The organism is Curtobacterium sp. PhB146 (assembly GCF_004342995.1).
GTDB lineage: Bacteria > Actinomycetota > Actinomycetes > Actinomycetales > Microbacteriaceae > Curtobacterium.
Window position 1 is genome coordinate 125,358 of the sequence record NZ_SMBN01000001.1, and the last position, 16,593, is coordinate 141,950.

Genomic DNA, 16,593 nt, shown 5'->3' on the forward strand with positions numbered 1-16,593 from the left:
GGCTCGGCTCAACGCGCCAGGAGCACCACCGCGGTGACGAGCACCACGACGAAGGCACCGGACGATGCGATGCTGATCCGTTCGACCAGCCCGTCCTTCGTCGCGGTGATGAGCTGGAGCACGAAGCTCACCATCACGCAGGCGACGAACACGAGCAGCAGCCAGGCGAAGGCGTCGCGCTCGGCGAGCGTCAGGACGAGCACCGCCCCGACGACGGCCAGGATCCAGACCGGCAGGACGGACGTCAGCTTGAGGCGCCGCTGGTCGGTGGGCTGCACTGGCTGGGTCACGCGTTCCATCATGACAGGGGTCACGCCCGGCGCGCAGGCACAGCGGCTCCGCGCCCGGCGCGCGGGCGCAGCCCCGCGCCCGGCGCTTGCGGCTTCACGCGCAAACCGTCCGGCCGGATGAGGACTTCCCGAGCATCACTAGGATGTGTCCACGACGTCATCCACCTGCGGAGGTCCTGTGGCACAGCTCCTGGTACTCACCTCGACCGCGCCCGGCGACGTCCTGCCGAGCCTCGGTCTCCTGAGCCACAGGATCCGTCACGTGCCGGCCGAGGCCGCACAGCTGGTCAACGCGCCGCAGAGCGACCTGATGTTCGTGGACGCCCGCACCGACCTGGTCAGCGCGAAGGCCCTGTGCAAGATCCTCGCCTCGTCCGGCTCGACGACGCCCATCGTGCTCGTCGTGACCGAGGGTGGCCTGACCGCTGTCAACAGCGAGTGGAACGTCGACGACGTGGTGCTCGAGAGCGCGGGCCCGGCCGAGATCGACGCCCGCATCCGGCTGTCCGCAGGCCGTGCGGCCAAGGGGCAGTCCAGCTCGAAGATCCAGGCGTCGGGTGTCGTCATCGACGAAGCCAGCTACTCGGCGAAGGTCCGCGGCCGGCCGCTCGACCTGACGTTCAAGGAGTTCGAGCTCCTGCGCTTCTTCGCCACGCACCCGTCCCGCGTCTTCACGCGCGAGCAGCTGCTCAGCGAGGTCTGGGGCTACGACTACTTCGGTGGCACCCGAACGGTCGACGTGCACGTCCGACGTCTCCGCGCCAAGCTCGGCGACCTCGAGTCGCTCATCGGCACCGTCCGCAACGTCGGGTACCGCTTCAACGTCTACGACGACGAGGCCGAGCGCCTGATGGGCCAGTAGTGCCGGACCTCGCACGGTTCGTCGTGCCCGGTGAAGCACCGCCGTTCTCGGACCAGACCCTGGTCGACGTCCGCGCCGGGCGCGCGACCGTCCTCGCCGTCGACGACGGGGTCGCCGTGGTCCGTGACGGCGAGCTGGAACTCGTGGTCGACCGGGAGGCCCGTGGTCGCGGCACCGGCACCGCCCTCGTCACGCAGGCGCTCGCGCTGGGCGGCGGGGCCGCTCCCGTGCTCGCGTGGGCGCACGGGGACCACCCCGCAGCGCGGGCCCTGGCCGATCGGTTCGGCTGGCGCGCGGTCCGCACCCTGCTGCAGCTCCGGGCGCCGATCGACGGTACCGACGCCCCGTCCGTCGACGTGCCGGCTGGGTACAGCCTGTCCGCCTTCAGCCCCGGGTCCGAGGACGAGGCCGACTGGCTCGCCCTCAACGCCGCGGCCTTCGCGCACCACCCCGAGCAGGGCCGGATGACGCTCGACGACCTGCACGCCCGCGAATCGGACGCCTGGTTCTCGGGCGAGGACCTGTTGCTGCTCCGCGACGCCTCGGGGCAGCTCGCCGGCTCGTGCTGGCTCAAGGTCGAGGACGGCATCGGCGAGTTCTACGCCGTCGCCGTCCGACCCGACCTGCAGGGGCAGCGGCTCGGCGGGGTGCTCATGCGTGCGGGGACTGCTCGGTTGACCGGGCGTGGGCTGACCGCCGCTGCACTGTACGTCGAGGGGGACAACGAACCCGCGCTGGCGCTGTACCGGCGATCCGGGTTCGAGCAGCACGCGATCGACGTGCAGTACGCCGCGCCGGAGCAGGCGGAGGCGCCGACCGGCCGGTAACATTGCGTGGTCGGCGAGGGGTCGGCCAGCGGGGGAATCGGGAAGTCGGGGACGCAGTGGCGCAGTACGGTCAGGGTGAGCCACTCGGTGCGTCGTACCGGTTGGTCGAGCTGCTCGGGACCGGTGCCACCGGCGAGGTCTGGCGCACCGAGCACACCGCGACCGGCGAGCACTTTGCTGCGAAGCTGCTCCGCGCCGAGCTCGCCGCCGACCCGCAGATCGTCGAACGCTTCGTCCGCGAGCGCTCGGTGCTCCTCGCGCTGCAGCACCCCTCGATCGTGCGGGTGCGGGACCTGGTCGTCGAGGGCGACCGGCTCGCGATCGTCATGGACCTGGTGCCCGGTGGGTCCGCGCGCGATCTGCTCGCATCGAACGGTCCGCTGACCCCGCGGGACGCTCTGACCATCACCGCCGAGGCGCTCGACGCCCTCGCCGCGGCACACGAACGCGACGTGACCCACCGCGACGTCAAGCCCGACAACGTGCTGCTCCAGACCGCCTGGACACCCGGTGCGACCGGCGACGTCCGGGTCACCGACTTCGGCATCGCGTCGGTCGTCGCCGAACGCGAGCGCACGACCACCGGGCTCCTCGGCACACCGCAGTACATGGCCCCCGAGTCGATCAGCCACGGCCGCGCCGGTCCCGCTGCGGACGTCTACGGCGCCGGGGTCATGCTCTACGAGCTGCTGTCCGGCCGCACGCCCTTCGCCGGGCCCGGCACGGACTTCGCCGTGGCGTACCGGCACGTCACCTCGAACCCACCGCCGCTCGACGTGCCCGATGCGCTGTGGTCCGCGGTGTCCGCCCTGCTGACGAAGGACCCGAACAGCCGTCCGGCAGCAGCGGACGCCGCGGCGACCCTGCGGCGGCTCGCCCGGTCCCTCGCCTCGGCCCCTGCGCTGGCCGCGACGAGCGACCCGGACGCGTTCGACGAGGTCGAGCGGCCCGCCACCGTGGTCCGCGGGGTCCGTCCCGAGCGCGACGCTGATCGGGATGACACCGGGACACCAGAGGACGAAGCCCTGGCCGGGCCGGCCCCGGAACTCGGCCCCGCCGGGTCGCAGACCGTCATCCGGCCGATGGCACGACAGCCGCTGCCGGCCGCCCCCGCTGCCGAGCCCGCACCGACGCGTCGGTTCGCCCGTCCCGAGTGGCTGACGAACCGTGCGCTCCTGTTCGGCGGTGTCGGCGTGGTGCTCGTGGCCGCGCTCGTCGTCGGCGGGGTCGTCTGGCTGCCCGGTGCCGTGCGGAAGACGCCCGGCGCCGGCACCGCGACCGCACAGGCCGCCAACGCCTACCAGCAGGACCGCCCACTGCCCACCGGCCTCGCGACCACCCGCCGCGCGACCATCGACCCGGCGAAGGGAACCGTCGACCTGCGCGTCACGTACGCGGCGCAGGCATCAGCCCTGACCGGTCCGTTCCTCGAGGTCGTCCCCGGAGCCCGCTCGGGTGCCGCATGCCCCGCCGTCACCTGGACCGGCGAGGGCATCGCCGCGAAGCGCAACCAGCCCTCGCTGACGGGTGTCGACACCGCGTGCGCCTGGAGCCTGTCCGGGGTCGAGGTCCCCTCCGGCGGGGACGTCACGGTCGAGGCCTCCGTGCCGCTCGCCTCCGTCACGGACGGCGCGGCGCTGCAGACGTGGCTCGACGGCGTCGGCGAGGCGACCACTGCTGCCGTGACCGACGACTCCGTGCGCGGGACCGCCTACCCGGTCCAGCGACTGCAGGGCGTCGAGGTCCGCACGCCCGACCGCACGGTGAGCCAGACGGCCCTGCCGGTGACGCTCGTACCGGTGTGGCCGAACGGTGCCGACGAGCTCAACCCGCTCTACCGCAGTCCCGCCACGGGGCGCCCGTCGCAGATGCTCGTCGACGTGGCCGGCGGGGAGTCCGGCGTGCGGTTCGCCGACGGCTGCTCGGGGGCTCTGGCCGTGTCCTCCGACGGGCTGGTCGTCACGGCTCTGTCGGTCGCGCCGTCGTGCACGGTGCGGGCCACGGTGGGGAACTTCACGAACCTCGAGAGCTCGCCCTTCGGGATCACGACGCGCGACTGAGCGCGCTCTGGTCGTGACCACGGGTCGACCCTCCCGTCCGTGGCGGACGCGGCCACGGGCCTCCCGGCCGACGGTCTCGGCGTCTCGGTCAGCTGCCAGCAGACGCGGTCTGCACGAGACGGACGGTCCCGCCTGAAGCGGCGTAGCCGCGGCCGACGGTCAACGCGACCGGTGCGCGACGCGGCAGCGTGACGCCGAGGAGCTCGCCGTCGTAGTCGACGTCCGGCTGCAGCAGGACGCCACACCGGGACTTCCGGACCGCTCGGGTCCAGTGGCTGTACAGCGACCGGAGGTCAGCTGACCGGCCGGCCGCCACGACGCACAGTCCGGGGCGCTCGGTCGTGAGCAGCGTCGCGATGGCCTGGTCGCCGTCCTCGAACCGCTCCGCGTCGTCGATCAACAGCAGCACCGGTCCACGCTCGAGCCGCAGCCCGGCCAACAGGGCCGGGACCTCGTCCGGGCCGACGGCGATGCGGTCGAACGAACCCGAGGCGAGCGGCGACCGGCGGTCGCAGATCGCCCAGACCGCTGGACGGACACCCTCGGCTGTCCGTGCGAGCTCGGCGACGGCGAGGAGCACGCTCGACTTGCCGGACCGCGCCGGGCCGGCGACGAGCACGTGTTCGCCGTCGTAGACCTCGACGGACGCCGGCTGCAGGTCGTCCTCGGCGATGCCGATCGGGATCCGCCAGGGCTCACCCGCGAACACCGCTCCGGCACCGAGCTCGTCCACGAGCACAGCGTCGGGCAGCCGGCCGACCGCACTGGCCTTCTTCGTACCGTCCGACCGGATCTCCGCGATCCGTGCGACCGCCTGCGCGAGCGGGACGTCCGGCGTCGCGACGTGCGACTGTAGCCGCCTGGTCGAGTCGATGAAGCGGCCGGGCACCGGCGGCGGGACGTCCTTGGGGCGGACCCCGATGGACGCGTAGTCGTAGGGATCCGCGAGGCGGAACATCCACTTCTGCGTGGTGACCTCGTCCATCGCCGACGGCACCGCCTTCGCGCGCGTCGTGGAGACCGCGAACGAGATGCCGAGCGCCGGACCCTCGGCGTACACCCGGTAGAGCGCGTCGAGCAGCTGCTGCCCCTCGAAGTCCTGGTACTCGTCGCGCAGGGCGGCGAGGCCGTCGATGAGCACCACGGCACGGCGCGCACCGGGTGCCGCACGGCGACGCTCGAGCTCGACGCGGAGGTGCCGCAGGAACCGCGTCTGCAGCTCCCCCGCACCCGCACCGGAGCCGACGTAGGCCGTCGTGTGCGGTAGCTCTGCGAGCGGAGCGAGGTCCCCCGGACCCATGTCGAGCACGAGGAGGTCGAGCTCGTCGGGGCTCGACGCGGCGGCGAGCTGCAAGGCGATCGTGGCGAGGGCGGTGCTCGTCCCGCTGCCGGGGATGCCCATGAGCATGAGGTTGCCCTCGTCGAGGTCCCATCCGGTGGTGACCTGGCGCTGGTGGTCCGGGTCGTCGGCGAGCGCGACGGGCACCGTCGTGGGTCGCCCGTCGGTCAGGGCGGCGAGCTCGACGCGGTCGCCGAGCGCCTCGGGCCAGATCGGACGCGGCGGGAGGTACCCGGCAGCCTCGTTCGCCTGCCCGATCGCCTCGATCAGCTGGTCGAGGTCGGTGACGTCCGACGCGGTCGGAGCCGGTGCCGGCATCGGCGCGGGGACACCGAACACATCCGTCGGACGGACCGAGACCGGCTGCTCGGCACGCTCGTCACGGGCTCGGCCCGTGACCAGAGCGGTCTGCACCGGGGTGATGTCGTCCTGCCCGAGCTTCACGTAGGCGCGGCCGGTCTGCTGTCGACCGATCCCGGCTGCGGCGGGGACACCGATGACGTTCGTCGAGTCCTCGCGGCTCTGCACCCGCAGGGCGACCCGCATGTTCGTGTTCGCGAGGATGTCCTCGCTCACCACACCGGCCGGCCGCTGGGTGGCGAGGATCATGTGGACGCCGAGCGTTCGGCCGACGGCCGCGATGCTGACGAGCGACGTCAGGACGTCCGGGAAGTCCTTCGCGAGCATCGCGAACTCGTCGACGACCAGCAGCAGCCGCGGCATCGGCTCGACCGGCTTCGTCGCCAGGTAGGCATCGAGGTTGTCGATGTCGGCTCCGGCTGCCGCGAACACCCGCTGACGTCGTTCGAGTTCGGCTTCGAGTGCCCGGATCGCACGGTCGGCGAGCTGTTCGTCGAGGTTGCTGATCGTGCCGATGGTGTGCGGGAGGCGCTCACACGCCGCGAAGGCCGCACCACCCTTGAAGTCGACGAGCAGGAAGTTGAGTCGGGTGGGGTCGTTCCGGGCGGCGAGCCCGGCCACGAGGGACCGGAGGAACTCGCTCTTGCCGGAACCCGTCGTGCCGCCGACCAGGCCGTGCGGACCGTCGCGCACCAGGTCGATCTCGAGCACACCGCTCTCGGACGAGCCGATCGGGGTCGAGAAGCCCGTGCGGGCGTCCCACGCCGCGCGGATCCCCTCGCTCGACAACAGCTGGGGCAGGCGGACGAGCGAGGGCAAGGACGCCCCCGGCACCAGCAGTTCAGGATCGTCGAAGTGCGCCACGCTGCGCGCGCTGCGCTCAGCGGTCTCGACGCTGAGGCCGGCGAGCACGACGTCCTCGACACGGGTCCGGTCCTCCGGTCGGTACACGATGGCTGCAGCGTCCGCACCCACGGTGATGATCGACGTGCACGCGGCGGGCAGCTGCTGCTCGTTCGTCGCGATGACGATCCCGCTCACCCGGCGTGGTCGCTCCCCCGGGCGCAGGGATTGCCCGGGCACCGAGCGGCCCTGGCCGAGCAGGTTGCGGGCAGGGGCATCCCGTCCCTCGGTGAGCACCTCGGAGTCGACCACGACGAGCAGGTTCGGCGTCGGCAGCTCGTCGAGCGACTCCCGCAGGCCACGGAGCATCGCCGCGCTCTGGTCGCGCTGCGCCGACATCCAGCGGGCGCCGGTGCTGCTCCCCGCCACACGCGCGTGCGGCAGCCAGGAGGCCCACCCCCAGTCCTCCGCGCGGCCCGCGTCGCAGAAGACGCCCACCGTCAGGTCCGCGGGACCGCAGTGCACGGTGGCCTGCGTGAGCAGGCTGCGCGCCAGGGCGAGGGCGCCCTGACGGTCGCCGACGATCCCGACGACGCCGGCGTCGGACAGGTCGGCAACCACCGGCGCGGCCGTCAGACGACTGTCGGCGATCGCGGCCTTCGCCTCGTCCTCGAGCTTCGCGGACGCTGCACGCTGGTCGACCTCGGGCCGCCAGGGAGCATCTCCGGTGCCGGCGTGCAGACTCAGGAAGTCCTCGTCATCCGAGCGGCGCTGCCACAGCAGGGTGGTCGGCAGCTCGGCTCGCCGCACCACGGTCGCCGGATCGGGCACGAGCTCCTGGCGGCGGGCGGCCTCGACGGCCGCGGCTTCGGAGATCTCACCGCGGAAGGACTCCACGGCCTCGTCGAAGCGGGTGTCCTCCTCCTTCAGGTTCTTCGCGCGGCGGTGCTTCTGCTCGAACCACATGCCGATCGCGGTGACCGGGGAGAGCAGGGCGAAGAGCGCGAACCGTGCGTCGCCGAGCAGGAGCACCATCGCCCCGGCGAGCACCAGGGGCGCGGCGACGGTGATCCAGCTGAACTTCGACGCCGGTGGCACGTCCTTGCGACCGGGCGGCACGACCGTCTCGGCGTCGGAGGTCCGTCCGGCGCGCGGTGGACGGTTGAACGGCGCCGTCGCCGCCGGGGTCAGGTTCGCCATCGAGCCGGCCGCCGGCACGGGCACCTCGTCGAGCGCCGGCCGGACGAGCAGCACGGCCCCGCCCACGATGACGCTCGTCGTCCCGCTGAGCAGGACGCCCTCGGCGTCGATGCGCTCCCCGGCGATGACGGTGCCGTTCGTCGATCCCGCATCACGCACCCGGACGCCGTCGTCCTCGCGCTCGACGGTGCAGTGCTCCCACGACGCGCTCTCGGTGGGGAGCACGACGTCGGCCTGCGGCGCCCGTCCGACCACGAGCTTCCGCCCGCGCGGGACCGGCACCACGAGCCCGGCTTCGAGCCCGCCGGCGAGCGTGACGGTCCAGCCGTCGGTGCCGAGCGGACGGTCCTCGGGGGTGCGGCCGATACGGGAGCCCTCGAGCAGCACGAGGTCACGGAGCGGGGTGTCGACGCTGGTGCGGTGCCCGTCGACCGCCAGCGTGGTGCCGGGTTCGAATGTGAGGCCGACGGCCGCGGACACGAGTTCCCCGAGCGAGGATGCGCCGGACCACCCGTCGACCTCGACCGCTTCACGTCGGTCGTCGAGCTCGATCAACAGGCGCATGCTCGCGTTCCTCTTCCGGGTCGGTGCGTGGGTGGGTCAGTCCGTGCTGGAGTCGTCGAACCAGACGAGCGACGCGGTCCGGGCAGCGTCGGTTCCGCTCCCGGTGCCGTCGCCGGACGCGGTGCTGGCCGGGCGGAGACCGAGCTGCTGTGCCGACGCCGCGAGCACCGTCGCCTGTGCGCCGAGTGCCTGCTGCCGCGTGAAGTCGAGCGCCGGACCGGCGATGCCCGCATCGGCGTCGAGGTCGAGCACGGCGAGGGCGTCGGTGACGTCCGTCGGCTCGACGCTCCGCGCCGTGCCGACGGCGCGGACCAGGGCGATGACGGCGTCGTGGCTACGCGAGTCCGCTGCGCCCGCTACCGCCGAGAACGGCTGGTCACCGGTCAGGTTCTCGGCGTCCTGGTCGCCGGCGAGCACCCGGACACCGCCGAGGAAGGCGGACATCGCGCGGCCCCCGGCGTCGGAGGCGAGCGCGCGGGCGTCGTCGGTGGCGACACCCACGGCCCGGAAGGAACCGCTCAGGCTGCCGCCGGCCTCGACGAGTGCGGCGCCGAACGCCGGGCTCGTCGCATCCGGCGTGAGGACGACCGGCACCGTGACGTTCTCGGCCTGGAGCGCGGCGACGAAGGCACCCTGGCGTTCTGCGGAGCCGCTGACGACGACGGCGTCGGAGTCCGGCGTCGGGGTCTTCGCGTCGGCATCGGCATCGGCATCTGCGTCCGCGTCTTGCTCGTTGCTCGTTGCGCCGGTGCGCTCGGCGACGGTCGTGGCGAGCGCTGCGGTGTCCGCGGTGTCGTCACCGTCCAGGACGTGCGCCACCCGCAGGCCCGCCGGAGCACCGCCGCCCAGGTCGACCAGCAGTGGAGCGTCGGCGTCACCGAGTGCCGTCGTCATCGCCGTGCTGATCGAGTCAGCGGCCGGCGCCGTCGACCAGGAGTCCTTCTCCGCCGGAGCGTAGGGCAGGACGACCGGGATGCCCTTCGCCGCAGCAGCAGTGAGGGCGCCGGACACGTGGCTGCCCGACGAGGCGACGACAATGCCCGCGACCCCGCTCTTCGCGAGGGCCTCGACCGCGGCCGTGCCCCCGGCAGCGGTCCCGCCGTCGTTCTTCGTGACGAGCGCGACGTCGGTGCCACCGAGTGCGAGCCGACGCTCCGCCACCAGCGCGCCCTGCGCCGCTTCGTTCCACTCGGACCCCTCGCCGTCTCCGAGCGTGACGATGATGCCGATCTTCGTCTTCGCCGGGACGTGTGCCACCTTGACCTTCACCGGCACGGTCGCCGACACCGCTTCGGCCGGGGTGCTGCTGCCGAACGCCCGGAACGTCAGGACGGCGGCGACGACCGCGGCCACGAGGAGCACCGCAATGCCGACGAAGAGCAGCGGACGGCGGCTGCTCGGACGCGTTCCGTCAGCGCCCTCGGTCGCCGTGGCTTCGGTCGTCTGGTCACTCATCGGTCAGCCCCGATCCGGAAGGTGTACAGCGTGGTCGACGTCGCGCTGGCGGGGACCTTCAGCTGGAACGCCGGCAGCGTCGTCGCCGCATCGAGCGATGCACGGAACTGCTCCTGCTGGAGCAGGATGCCGGCGACGTCCTCGGCCCGGACGTTCGCGTAGCCCGCTGCGTTCTGCGACGCCAGGGCGAGCTGGTAATCGGCGGAGTCGGACTTCGCCGCGCTCGTGGCCATGGCGCCGAGGATGCCGGAGCCGTTCACCTTGCGGTCGCCGAGGTCGAGCATCACCCGGTTGAGGTCGCCGGTCAGGAGCGTCGAAGCACCCTGGACGTCACGCGTCGAGGCGCTCGTGCTGGCCGCGATGCGCTCGAGGCTGGACGCCGTCTGCCGGTCGACCGCGGAGGAGAGCTCCGAACCCTCTTGCTCGAGCGTGCTCTTCTGCTCGTCGATCGTGCCCTTCGAGTCCTTCGTGACCTCGTCAGCGGTGGACCGCAGGCCCGAGATCGACTTGTCGAAGGCGTCGCGGACGGCCTGGTTGCTCTCGGACGCCGTGGTCGAGACCTTCCGGACCTGCGCGTCGATGGCCTTCTTGAAGGTCTCCGACGACTGGTCGGAAGCGTCCTTGAAGGTCTTCTCGACCTCGGCCGCGAGGTCGATCTGCGTCTGGCGGACCGTCCCGAGCTGCGTCGCGATGACCGCCTGCGAACGGTCGGCGTCCGCGACTGCTGCGCGAAGGCGTTCGATCGTGGAACCCACGTCGTCGCTCCCACCACGGACGGCGTCACGGACAGCGCGGATGCTGTCGTCGAGCGCGTCCAGATCGGTCCGCAGGCCGGCGATCGCGCTGCCGATGGTGCCCTCGGTCGTCGCGTCGGCGCTGGTCGAGTCGACGACGTCCTGCCAGCGCGCCGTCTGGTCGTCCAGTCGTTCGTCCATCGGGTCGGTGAACCCGAGACCGGGCTGGAGCACGGTCCCCTCAGGCGCACCGGCGCAGGGCTCGGCCGTCAGGTAGCCGCGGAGGCGATCAGCGTCGGCCTGGTCGAGCTGTCCGAGCGTCGCGAGGGTGCAGAGTTGGTCCGCGACCGCCGAGTTCTGACGCTGCATCGACAGCGGGAACCCTGCGCCGTCGACCAGGTCACGTGCCGCCTCGGCACGGTCGTGCGTTGTCTGCACGGCCGTCGCCAGTGCGTCGAACCGCGTGCCGATCTGGTCCGCACTCGTCGACAGTGCGCGGAGGGCGTCCCCGGTGCCACCGTCCCCGCCGTTCTCGTATTCGTCGAGTGTGGTCGAGATGGTCGTGAGCTGCTCGTCCAGGTCGGCGGCGCTCGCGATGGCGTCGTCGACCGTCTCCGGCTGCAACCGCGCGGCGAGCGCCTGCCCGGTGCTCACCAGTCCGATCAGCGAACCGTTGATCGCGGTGGACGACTCGTAGAGCGTGCAGGTCAGTGAGTCTCGCGCGTCCGTCGCGGCGCAGGTCGTCGCGTCCGGGGCCTTCGGGCCGACGGCAGCGGACAGCTGCGCACTGACCTGCTGCTTGCACGCCTCGCTCGCGTCGGCGTAGCCCTTGAGCTGGGACGAGACGCGGAGCAGGTTGCCGTAGACGCTGCCGCCCGCGGTCGAGGTCTTCGGCGTCGCCGCGCACCCGTTGCCGTCGAGCACCGTGGCCGGTGCCGTCGCCGAGGTGTCGCCGAGCAGGCTGTCGAGACTCGTGGTGGTCTGCTGGAGCTGCTGCAGCACCGTGGACTGTGTCGCCTTGACGGTCGTGCCGAGGTCGCCGTTCAGGGAGCCGAGCTCGCCGGACAGGGACCGCATGGTGCCCGCCAGGGACGAGCTGCTCTCCTTGAGCCGCTCGGCCGTCCTGACTCCGAGGGTCTTCGACGTGGTCTCGAGGTTGGACCGGACCTCGGTGATCGTGCCGCCCGCTCGTGCGAGCACCTCGTTCACCTGCGAGATGAGGTCGATGGTGCGGCGCTGGAGCGCGAGTTCGGAGTCACTATCGGACCCGAACGCCGCGTTCACCACGCCGGTCGAGGACAAGTCCGTGGACAGTCCGGGCTGCGCGGCGACGTCGAACGTCGGCGCCGTGAAGTCCTTGACGTCGGCGACGAGGTGCAGCGTGCTGCTCGCGCCGGATGTCGGCGGTGCCAGCAGGCGGCCCCACTGGACGACCGCGTCCCCGTCCTCGTTCGTGCTGACGACGCCGTCGGTGGACGACCCTGCGTCAGCGGCATCGGTGACGATCCGGTCGGCCGCGGTGCCGGTGAGGACGGTCGAAGCGGCGAGGCTGAAGGGCGCACCCACGAGCGCCGGCGTCGAGCGTGAGGTGCCGGCGACGTCGTAGGTCAGGTTCTTCGACGTGACCGTGAGGTTCTCGATCGTCAGGTCGATCGCGATCCGGCCCGAGTACCCGTCGAGGTCGGCAAGGTCGGTACCGGTCTTCTTCGACGTCGAGTACTGCGTCGTGATGCGGAGCGGGAGGTCTCCAGCCGCCTTCGCGGGGTCGTGGTCGGTCGTCGCTGACGAGGAGTCCTTGCCCGCGACGGAGATCGCGGTGTCGGAGATCGACGTGATCGAGCCGTCCGCGGCCAGACGCGTGTCGACCGTCTGAAGGATCCGTGACGGGTCAGCCACCGGCTTGTCGTCGGACGTGCACCCGGCGAGCACCAGCGCGGCGATGCCGGTGACGGCGACCGCCCCCACGAGCCGGCGAGTGGTGCTTCGTGCTCCGGTGTTCCCGGCACGCTGGTTGATCACGGTCTTCCCCCCAAGAGAATCGTCGAGCACATCGATGTTAGTTGCTCGATGGCGTCGGGTCCGCGTCGATCGGCCGACCTGGCCGCCCCCGTTCGGGCCACACGCCCCAACTGGCATACAACGTATCGCATCCGGCGAGTTGCGCGTTCGCCGTCCACAACCACGCTGATACTCTGCACGCATGATCCAGGGGGACCAGGGCTTCGGGCCCATCGAACGACGACGTCCGCACGCACGACCGGGGGCAGATCGGTGACACTCAACCTCTCGCCGGTCCTCATCGCGCTGCTCGCGATGATCGCGATCCCGGCCGCCGTCAGCGCGCTCGTCCGCCGCAGCGATCGCAAGCGACCACCGTCCACCGTCGTCGGCGACGAGGCGTACGGCGTGCTCTTCACCGTCCGCGCACGCCGGTGGAACTACCTGCTGCTCCGGATCATCGGGATCGTGTTCATCGCCGTCGGCGGGTTCTTCTTCCTGGCCACACTCAGCATGCTTGACGACCCCGACGCGATCGGGATGCTCATTGCCGGCGTCGGCATGGTGCTGTTCGGGCTGTTGTTCGTCTACCTCGGCGTCGGCCAGAAGCGCCGTCGCGTCGAGGCGTACGACTCGCAGCTGGTGGTCACCCCGATGTTCCGCGCCCCGCGGACCGTCGACCCGGCGGCGATCAAGCACATCCGGCCCACCACCAACCGGTTCGGCGGCCTGGACATCAAGGTGAACGGGCAGCGCGGCGTCATCAGCGTCATCTCCATCGATGCGGCCTACCCCGAACTGTGTGGATGGCTCGAGCAGCGTGCGCCGGCGCAGTGGAACGAATTCGTGCAGGTCTTCGGGCGATGACACACAAGGAGCACAAGACGATGAACACCCGCCGTTCGACCAGCGCCCTCGCCTTCGGAGCAGCGATTCTGGTGGCGATCACCGGCTGCAGCGGGGGCAACATCGACCCCGCCCCTGCACAGAAGACGGAACCAGACATGTCGCAGGCACAACGGAAGGCGACCTTGCCAGGGCTCACGTCCGATGCCGAGGCCGCCGCCAACTCCATGCTCGAGTCCATCGCAGCAGGCGAGCTGGATGCGGACAGCGAGGACTACTTGCAAGCGAACCCGCTCGGCGAGCACCACCGTCTCGGGACGTGGGAGATCACGAAGAGGTCGACCTCCATCAGCGGAACAGTCTGCGTGGAGTACCGCCCGAGCAAGGACGCGGACCCAGTCGCGATGTCGACCTACAACGTGACGTACATCCCGGCCCAGGGACGGATACCAGCGAGCAAGAACTCGAGCCCGGTGGGAACCGGGCTCAACACCGGCTGCTGAGCGCCGCCCTTCGACCGGGTGACATCAGCACCCGGGGAACGCCGTCCGATCCCCGATCACCGGCGCCGGAAGCGCGCGGAGAGGTCAAGCGGGTTCGAAGCTCTTCACGTAGACGGCTTGGCGGATTCCGTTCAGGAATCCCCGCATGTTGTAGGACCCCTCTCCCACGTCGAATCTGTATCGCCCGCCCTCGTCGACACCTCGGGCGATGTCGTCCTCGTTGTCGCGCGTGACACCCCTCTGCAGCACGAGCGTTCCACAGTCAGACGTCTCGAACACGACTTGAGATATCGACGACCCAACGCCCTTCAACGAACGAGACGAATCGATGCTGCTGTGCGCCGAGCTGACTGTGCAGATCGGCTCGACACGATGTCCGGCGTCGTACGCCTTCAAAGTTATCGGTCCGATGAAGAAGCCGAGCAGCGGAACCAAGACAACGAACGCCAGCACGATGGAAGCAAGAATCCGCCTCCTGCGCACGAGCCTTCTCTGCGCTGTGCGTTCGAGCGTCGATCTCGTCAACTGCAACTCCGATGTTCGTTGTTCCGCATCAGCGGCTGTGGAGACCAACCGTAGGCCCGCCGGCACCTGACACGGCACCGTTGATGGCATCCTTCAATCCGCTGTTCCTGCCTGGCGTGGAGTGGACGTTTTTACAGACTGGACGATGCTTCCATTGGGATTCGGCCCTGGGTCGCAGCCCGTTGTCCGCATCAGGTCCGCCGCCGGCATGGCCGCACTGCGCTCGAAGAACTGCGCGCTGTCCCGAGCGGCCGGCACGGGATCGCGGAGTCGCTCTCGTCGCCCGAGGCCTACCTTTTCCTCCCAGGGAGCGCTGCCCGTTCCTCCGCGGCGGGTTCGGCGACGGCAGGTGTTCCCGATGATGCGCTCGCGCTACTCGTCGGCGACCTGCCACACCCGGTCATGGTGCTCCACGGCGCTGAACCGAAATCGTCCCGGAGATGGATGGACGGTCTGCCATCAGACTGAGCCGCCGGGAACTCCTGATCCGGCACGATCAGCGCCACCAGGGTCTCTGTACCTGTCACAAGCTGTGCCCACCGAACAGGCACCTCGAATTCGCCTAAGCTCGCTGACGTCGCACACCTCCGGGTCCAGCCGCAGCCACGGCGCGTGCTCCCTCGCCCAGAACGAACCTGCGCCGACGGCGATTACGTACGGCCCGAGGGCAGGGTTGTAGCGGTGAAAGCGTCTCGATTATCGAACGAGATTGTCCTCGAGTAGGTCAGACGGCCGCAATCAGAGGTGTCGAATCCAACACCCGCGTAGAACGCGCCGATGCCCTTTAAGAACCGACCAGCTTCATCCGCCTTTGGCTTGCCGTGCTCAGCGAGTCAAACTCCACGGTTGGACAGCCGGACTTCCCAAAGGAACGCGGCCTCGAAGTGAAACTCGACCGCCGATCAATCGGCACGAGGGAGCTCGCCTGGCGCAATGGTTGGCAATGAATGCTGCAAGCTCTAGGTGTAGTTCCCCGTGAGGTTGTGAACGCGATCTGATGGGGATTGTCGCCAGGCGCCCGCGCTCGTCGCACTCGAACGAGGTGCCCCGTCGAGACCGTTGACGAGGATCGTCTCGGCCGTCGCGACATCGCGAGAAAAACTCCCGGCGGACGCCCGTCGGGTCGACGGTCGCCGCGACGTCGCGCCAGCGGGGTCGGTGACGCCCTGGAGGCGCGACAACGCGTCGTGCGCGAACGTCCGGACCGCGCCGCCAAGCACCGCGAGCTCCGCCAGGTTCCCCTGGTCGTCGAACGTCCGCGAGATGCGGCGGCCCAATTGATCGGTCGCAAGGGTCGTCCGACGCCAGAAAGGACGATCCTCAGCAGGATGGCCCGCGAGATCAGGTCTGAGGCGGGTCAGTCCGCCCGCGCCGTCGTCGGCTTCAAGGGGACGGTCGTCGGCGCCGAGGGTGATGGAGCCGTCTCCGTTGGACGTCGATCTGACCGGTTCATCGGGGTCTGCGAGGGCCTTCCTGCTCGCGGGCGGCCCGCCCAGCAGCACACGTCAGTAGCATTTCGGCATGTTCGAAAAACGTGCCTCCAAGGCGGAAGCGATCCAGATGCCGTCACCGTGGACGTCGGATTCCGGCGGTCTTCGGATCACAGCTTCCGCCGAACCCCGCGGCTTGACTCGTCGCCTCCAGCTCATCGTGACAATGAAGATTGCCAGCGACGTCGCCGTCTTTCGTGGCGAAGAACTCTCGAGCCTTGTCAACGGTCGGGTGCAGCAGATCGAGTCTGATTCGACTCCGATCGCATTCCTGTTCTTCGGCGGAGAACAGGGCACAGGTGCACCCATCGATGTGGCGCGACAGAACGTTCCGGCCGACGCAATCGCTCTCGTCATCACGCCGAACGTCGAGTCCGTCGTACACACGCTCACGGCGGCCGAAGTTGAGCGACTGCGTTCTTGGTTACGAGACTGCGCGTGATAACCCGCTACCCAGCGGGACTGCGCGCCGAACAGAACTTGTCTGCACCTAGCAGCTCAAACGGGATAGATCAACGTTCGATATTCGGTTGCGCAGTTCCCCGGAACCGCACGCTCACGCGATCGCCGACCGCCGCGCCACTGATCAGACCGGCGAACGTGGTGAGAAGCCACAACCATTGAAGGCCCGCAATCGGGGGAGCAGCGCCGACGAGGCCGATGAAGACCAAGATCACAACCACCATAAGCGAGGCCA

General features: G+C 70.4%; 12 protein-coding genes. 6 read left to right on the top strand and 6 right to left on the bottom strand.

All coding sequences use genetic code 11. The annotated features are described in order from the left end of the window. Positions 1-8: 8 nt before the first annotated feature. Positions 9-290 (bottom strand): hypothetical protein, encoded by a 282-nt coding sequence (locus EDF33_RS00630; RefSeq protein WP_123936868.1) that lies wholly within the window; start codon positions 288-290, stop codon positions 9-11. Between the two features lie 178 nt (positions 291-468). Here EDF33_RS00630 and EDF33_RS00635 point away from each other — a divergent pair, with 178 nt between their 5' ends. The 3 genes from EDF33_RS00635 to EDF33_RS00645 are packed head-to-tail and all read left to right on the top strand — an operon-like array spanning position 469 to position 4,039. Then, a complete protein-coding gene (locus EDF33_RS00635) occupies positions 469-1,152 on the top strand; it encodes a response regulator transcription factor (protein ID WP_123293289.1) in 684 nt (227 codons plus the stop codon). Further along, positions 1,152-1,979, top strand: a complete 828-nt coding sequence (gene mshD / locus EDF33_RS00640; protein WP_132099066.1) for a mycothiol synthase — start codon at positions 1,152-1,154, stop codon at positions 1,977-1,979. Before EDF33_RS00635 ends, mshD begins: the two co-directional genes overlap by 1 nt. Before the next feature lie 56 nt (positions 1,980-2,035). Then, positions 2,036-4,039 (top strand): serine/threonine-protein kinase, encoded by a 2,004-nt coding sequence (locus EDF33_RS00645; protein WP_132099067.1) that lies wholly within the window; start codon positions 2,036-2,038, stop codon positions 4,037-4,039. A gap of 88 nt (positions 4,040-4,127) precedes the next feature. Here EDF33_RS00645 and EDF33_RS00650 read toward each other — a convergent pair whose 3' ends face one another. The 3 genes from EDF33_RS00650 to EDF33_RS00660 are packed head-to-tail and all read right to left on the bottom strand — an operon-like array spanning position 4,128 to position 12,553. Then, positions 4,128-8,345 carry an FtsK/SpoIIIE domain-containing protein gene (locus EDF33_RS00650; RefSeq protein WP_132099068.1) on the bottom strand — a complete coding sequence of 1,406 codons (4,218 nt, stop codon included), beginning with the start codon at positions 8,343-8,345 and terminating at the stop codon, positions 4,128-4,130. A 36-nt stretch (positions 8,346-8,381) separates the two neighbouring features. Next, positions 8,382-9,800: a hypothetical protein gene (locus EDF33_RS20015; RefSeq protein WP_165918685.1), complete on the bottom strand. Its 1,419-nt coding sequence runs from the start codon at positions 9,798-9,800 to the stop codon at positions 8,382-8,384. After that, complete coding sequence (locus EDF33_RS00660) at positions 9,797-12,553, bottom strand: hypothetical protein (RefSeq protein WP_132099069.1); 2,757 nt, start codon at positions 12,551-12,553, stop codon at positions 9,797-9,799. The genes EDF33_RS20015 and EDF33_RS00660 overlap by 4 nt, the downstream gene beginning before the upstream one ends. Positions 12,554-12,805: 252 nt before the next feature. Between EDF33_RS00660 and EDF33_RS00665 the strand changes: the two genes are divergently transcribed. Beyond that, positions 12,806-13,399 carry a hypothetical protein gene (locus tag EDF33_RS00665; protein ID WP_132099070.1) on the top strand — a complete coding sequence of 198 codons (594 nt, stop codon included), beginning with the start codon at positions 12,806-12,808 and terminating at the stop codon, positions 13,397-13,399. Between the two features lie 20 nt (positions 13,400-13,419). Continuing rightward, positions 13,420-13,881: a hypothetical protein gene (locus EDF33_RS00670; RefSeq protein WP_132099071.1), complete on the top strand. Its 462-nt coding sequence runs from the start codon at positions 13,420-13,422 to the stop codon at positions 13,879-13,881. 84 nt (positions 13,882-13,965) lie between these two features. Here EDF33_RS00670 and EDF33_RS00675 read toward each other — a convergent pair whose 3' ends face one another. Both EDF33_RS00675 and EDF33_RS00680 read right to left on the bottom strand, forming a co-directional pair. Further along, positions 13,966-14,406 carry a hypothetical protein gene (locus tag EDF33_RS00675; protein WP_132099072.1) on the bottom strand — a complete coding sequence of 147 codons (441 nt, stop codon included), beginning with the start codon at positions 14,404-14,406 and terminating at the stop codon, positions 13,966-13,968. Between the two features lie 959 nt (positions 14,407-15,365). Beyond that, entirely contained in the window at positions 15,366-15,908 is a 543-nt protein-coding gene (locus tag EDF33_RS00680; protein ID WP_132099073.1) for an RHS repeat protein, read from the bottom strand. 19 nt (positions 15,909-15,927) lie between these two features. On the opposite strand from EDF33_RS00680, the gene EDF33_RS00685 reads away from it, so the two are divergent. Then, positions 15,928-16,338, top strand: coding sequence for a hypothetical protein (locus EDF33_RS00685; RefSeq protein WP_132099074.1), 411 nt, complete (start codon positions 15,928-15,930; stop codon positions 16,336-16,338). The last annotated feature ends 255 nt before the right edge of the window (positions 16,339-16,593 follow it).

Excerpts from the sequence above, each read along its gene's own strand:
- EDF33_RS00650 (WP_132099068.1), bottom strand. The coding sequence starts at position 8,345 with ATGCGCCTGTTGATCGAGCTCGACGACCGACGTGAAGCGGTCGAGGTC.
- EDF33_RS20015 (WP_165918685.1), bottom strand. The coding sequence starts at position 9,800 with ATGAGTGACCAGACGACCGAAGCCACGGCGACCGAGGGCGCTGACGGA.
- EDF33_RS00670 (WP_132099071.1), top strand. The coding sequence starts at position 13,420 with ATGAACACCCGCCGTTCGACCAGCGCCCTCGCCTTCGGAGCAGCGATT.
- EDF33_RS00685 (WP_132099074.1), top strand. The coding sequence starts at position 15,928 with ATGTTCGAAAAACGTGCCTCCAAGGCGGAAGCGATCCAGATGCCGTCA.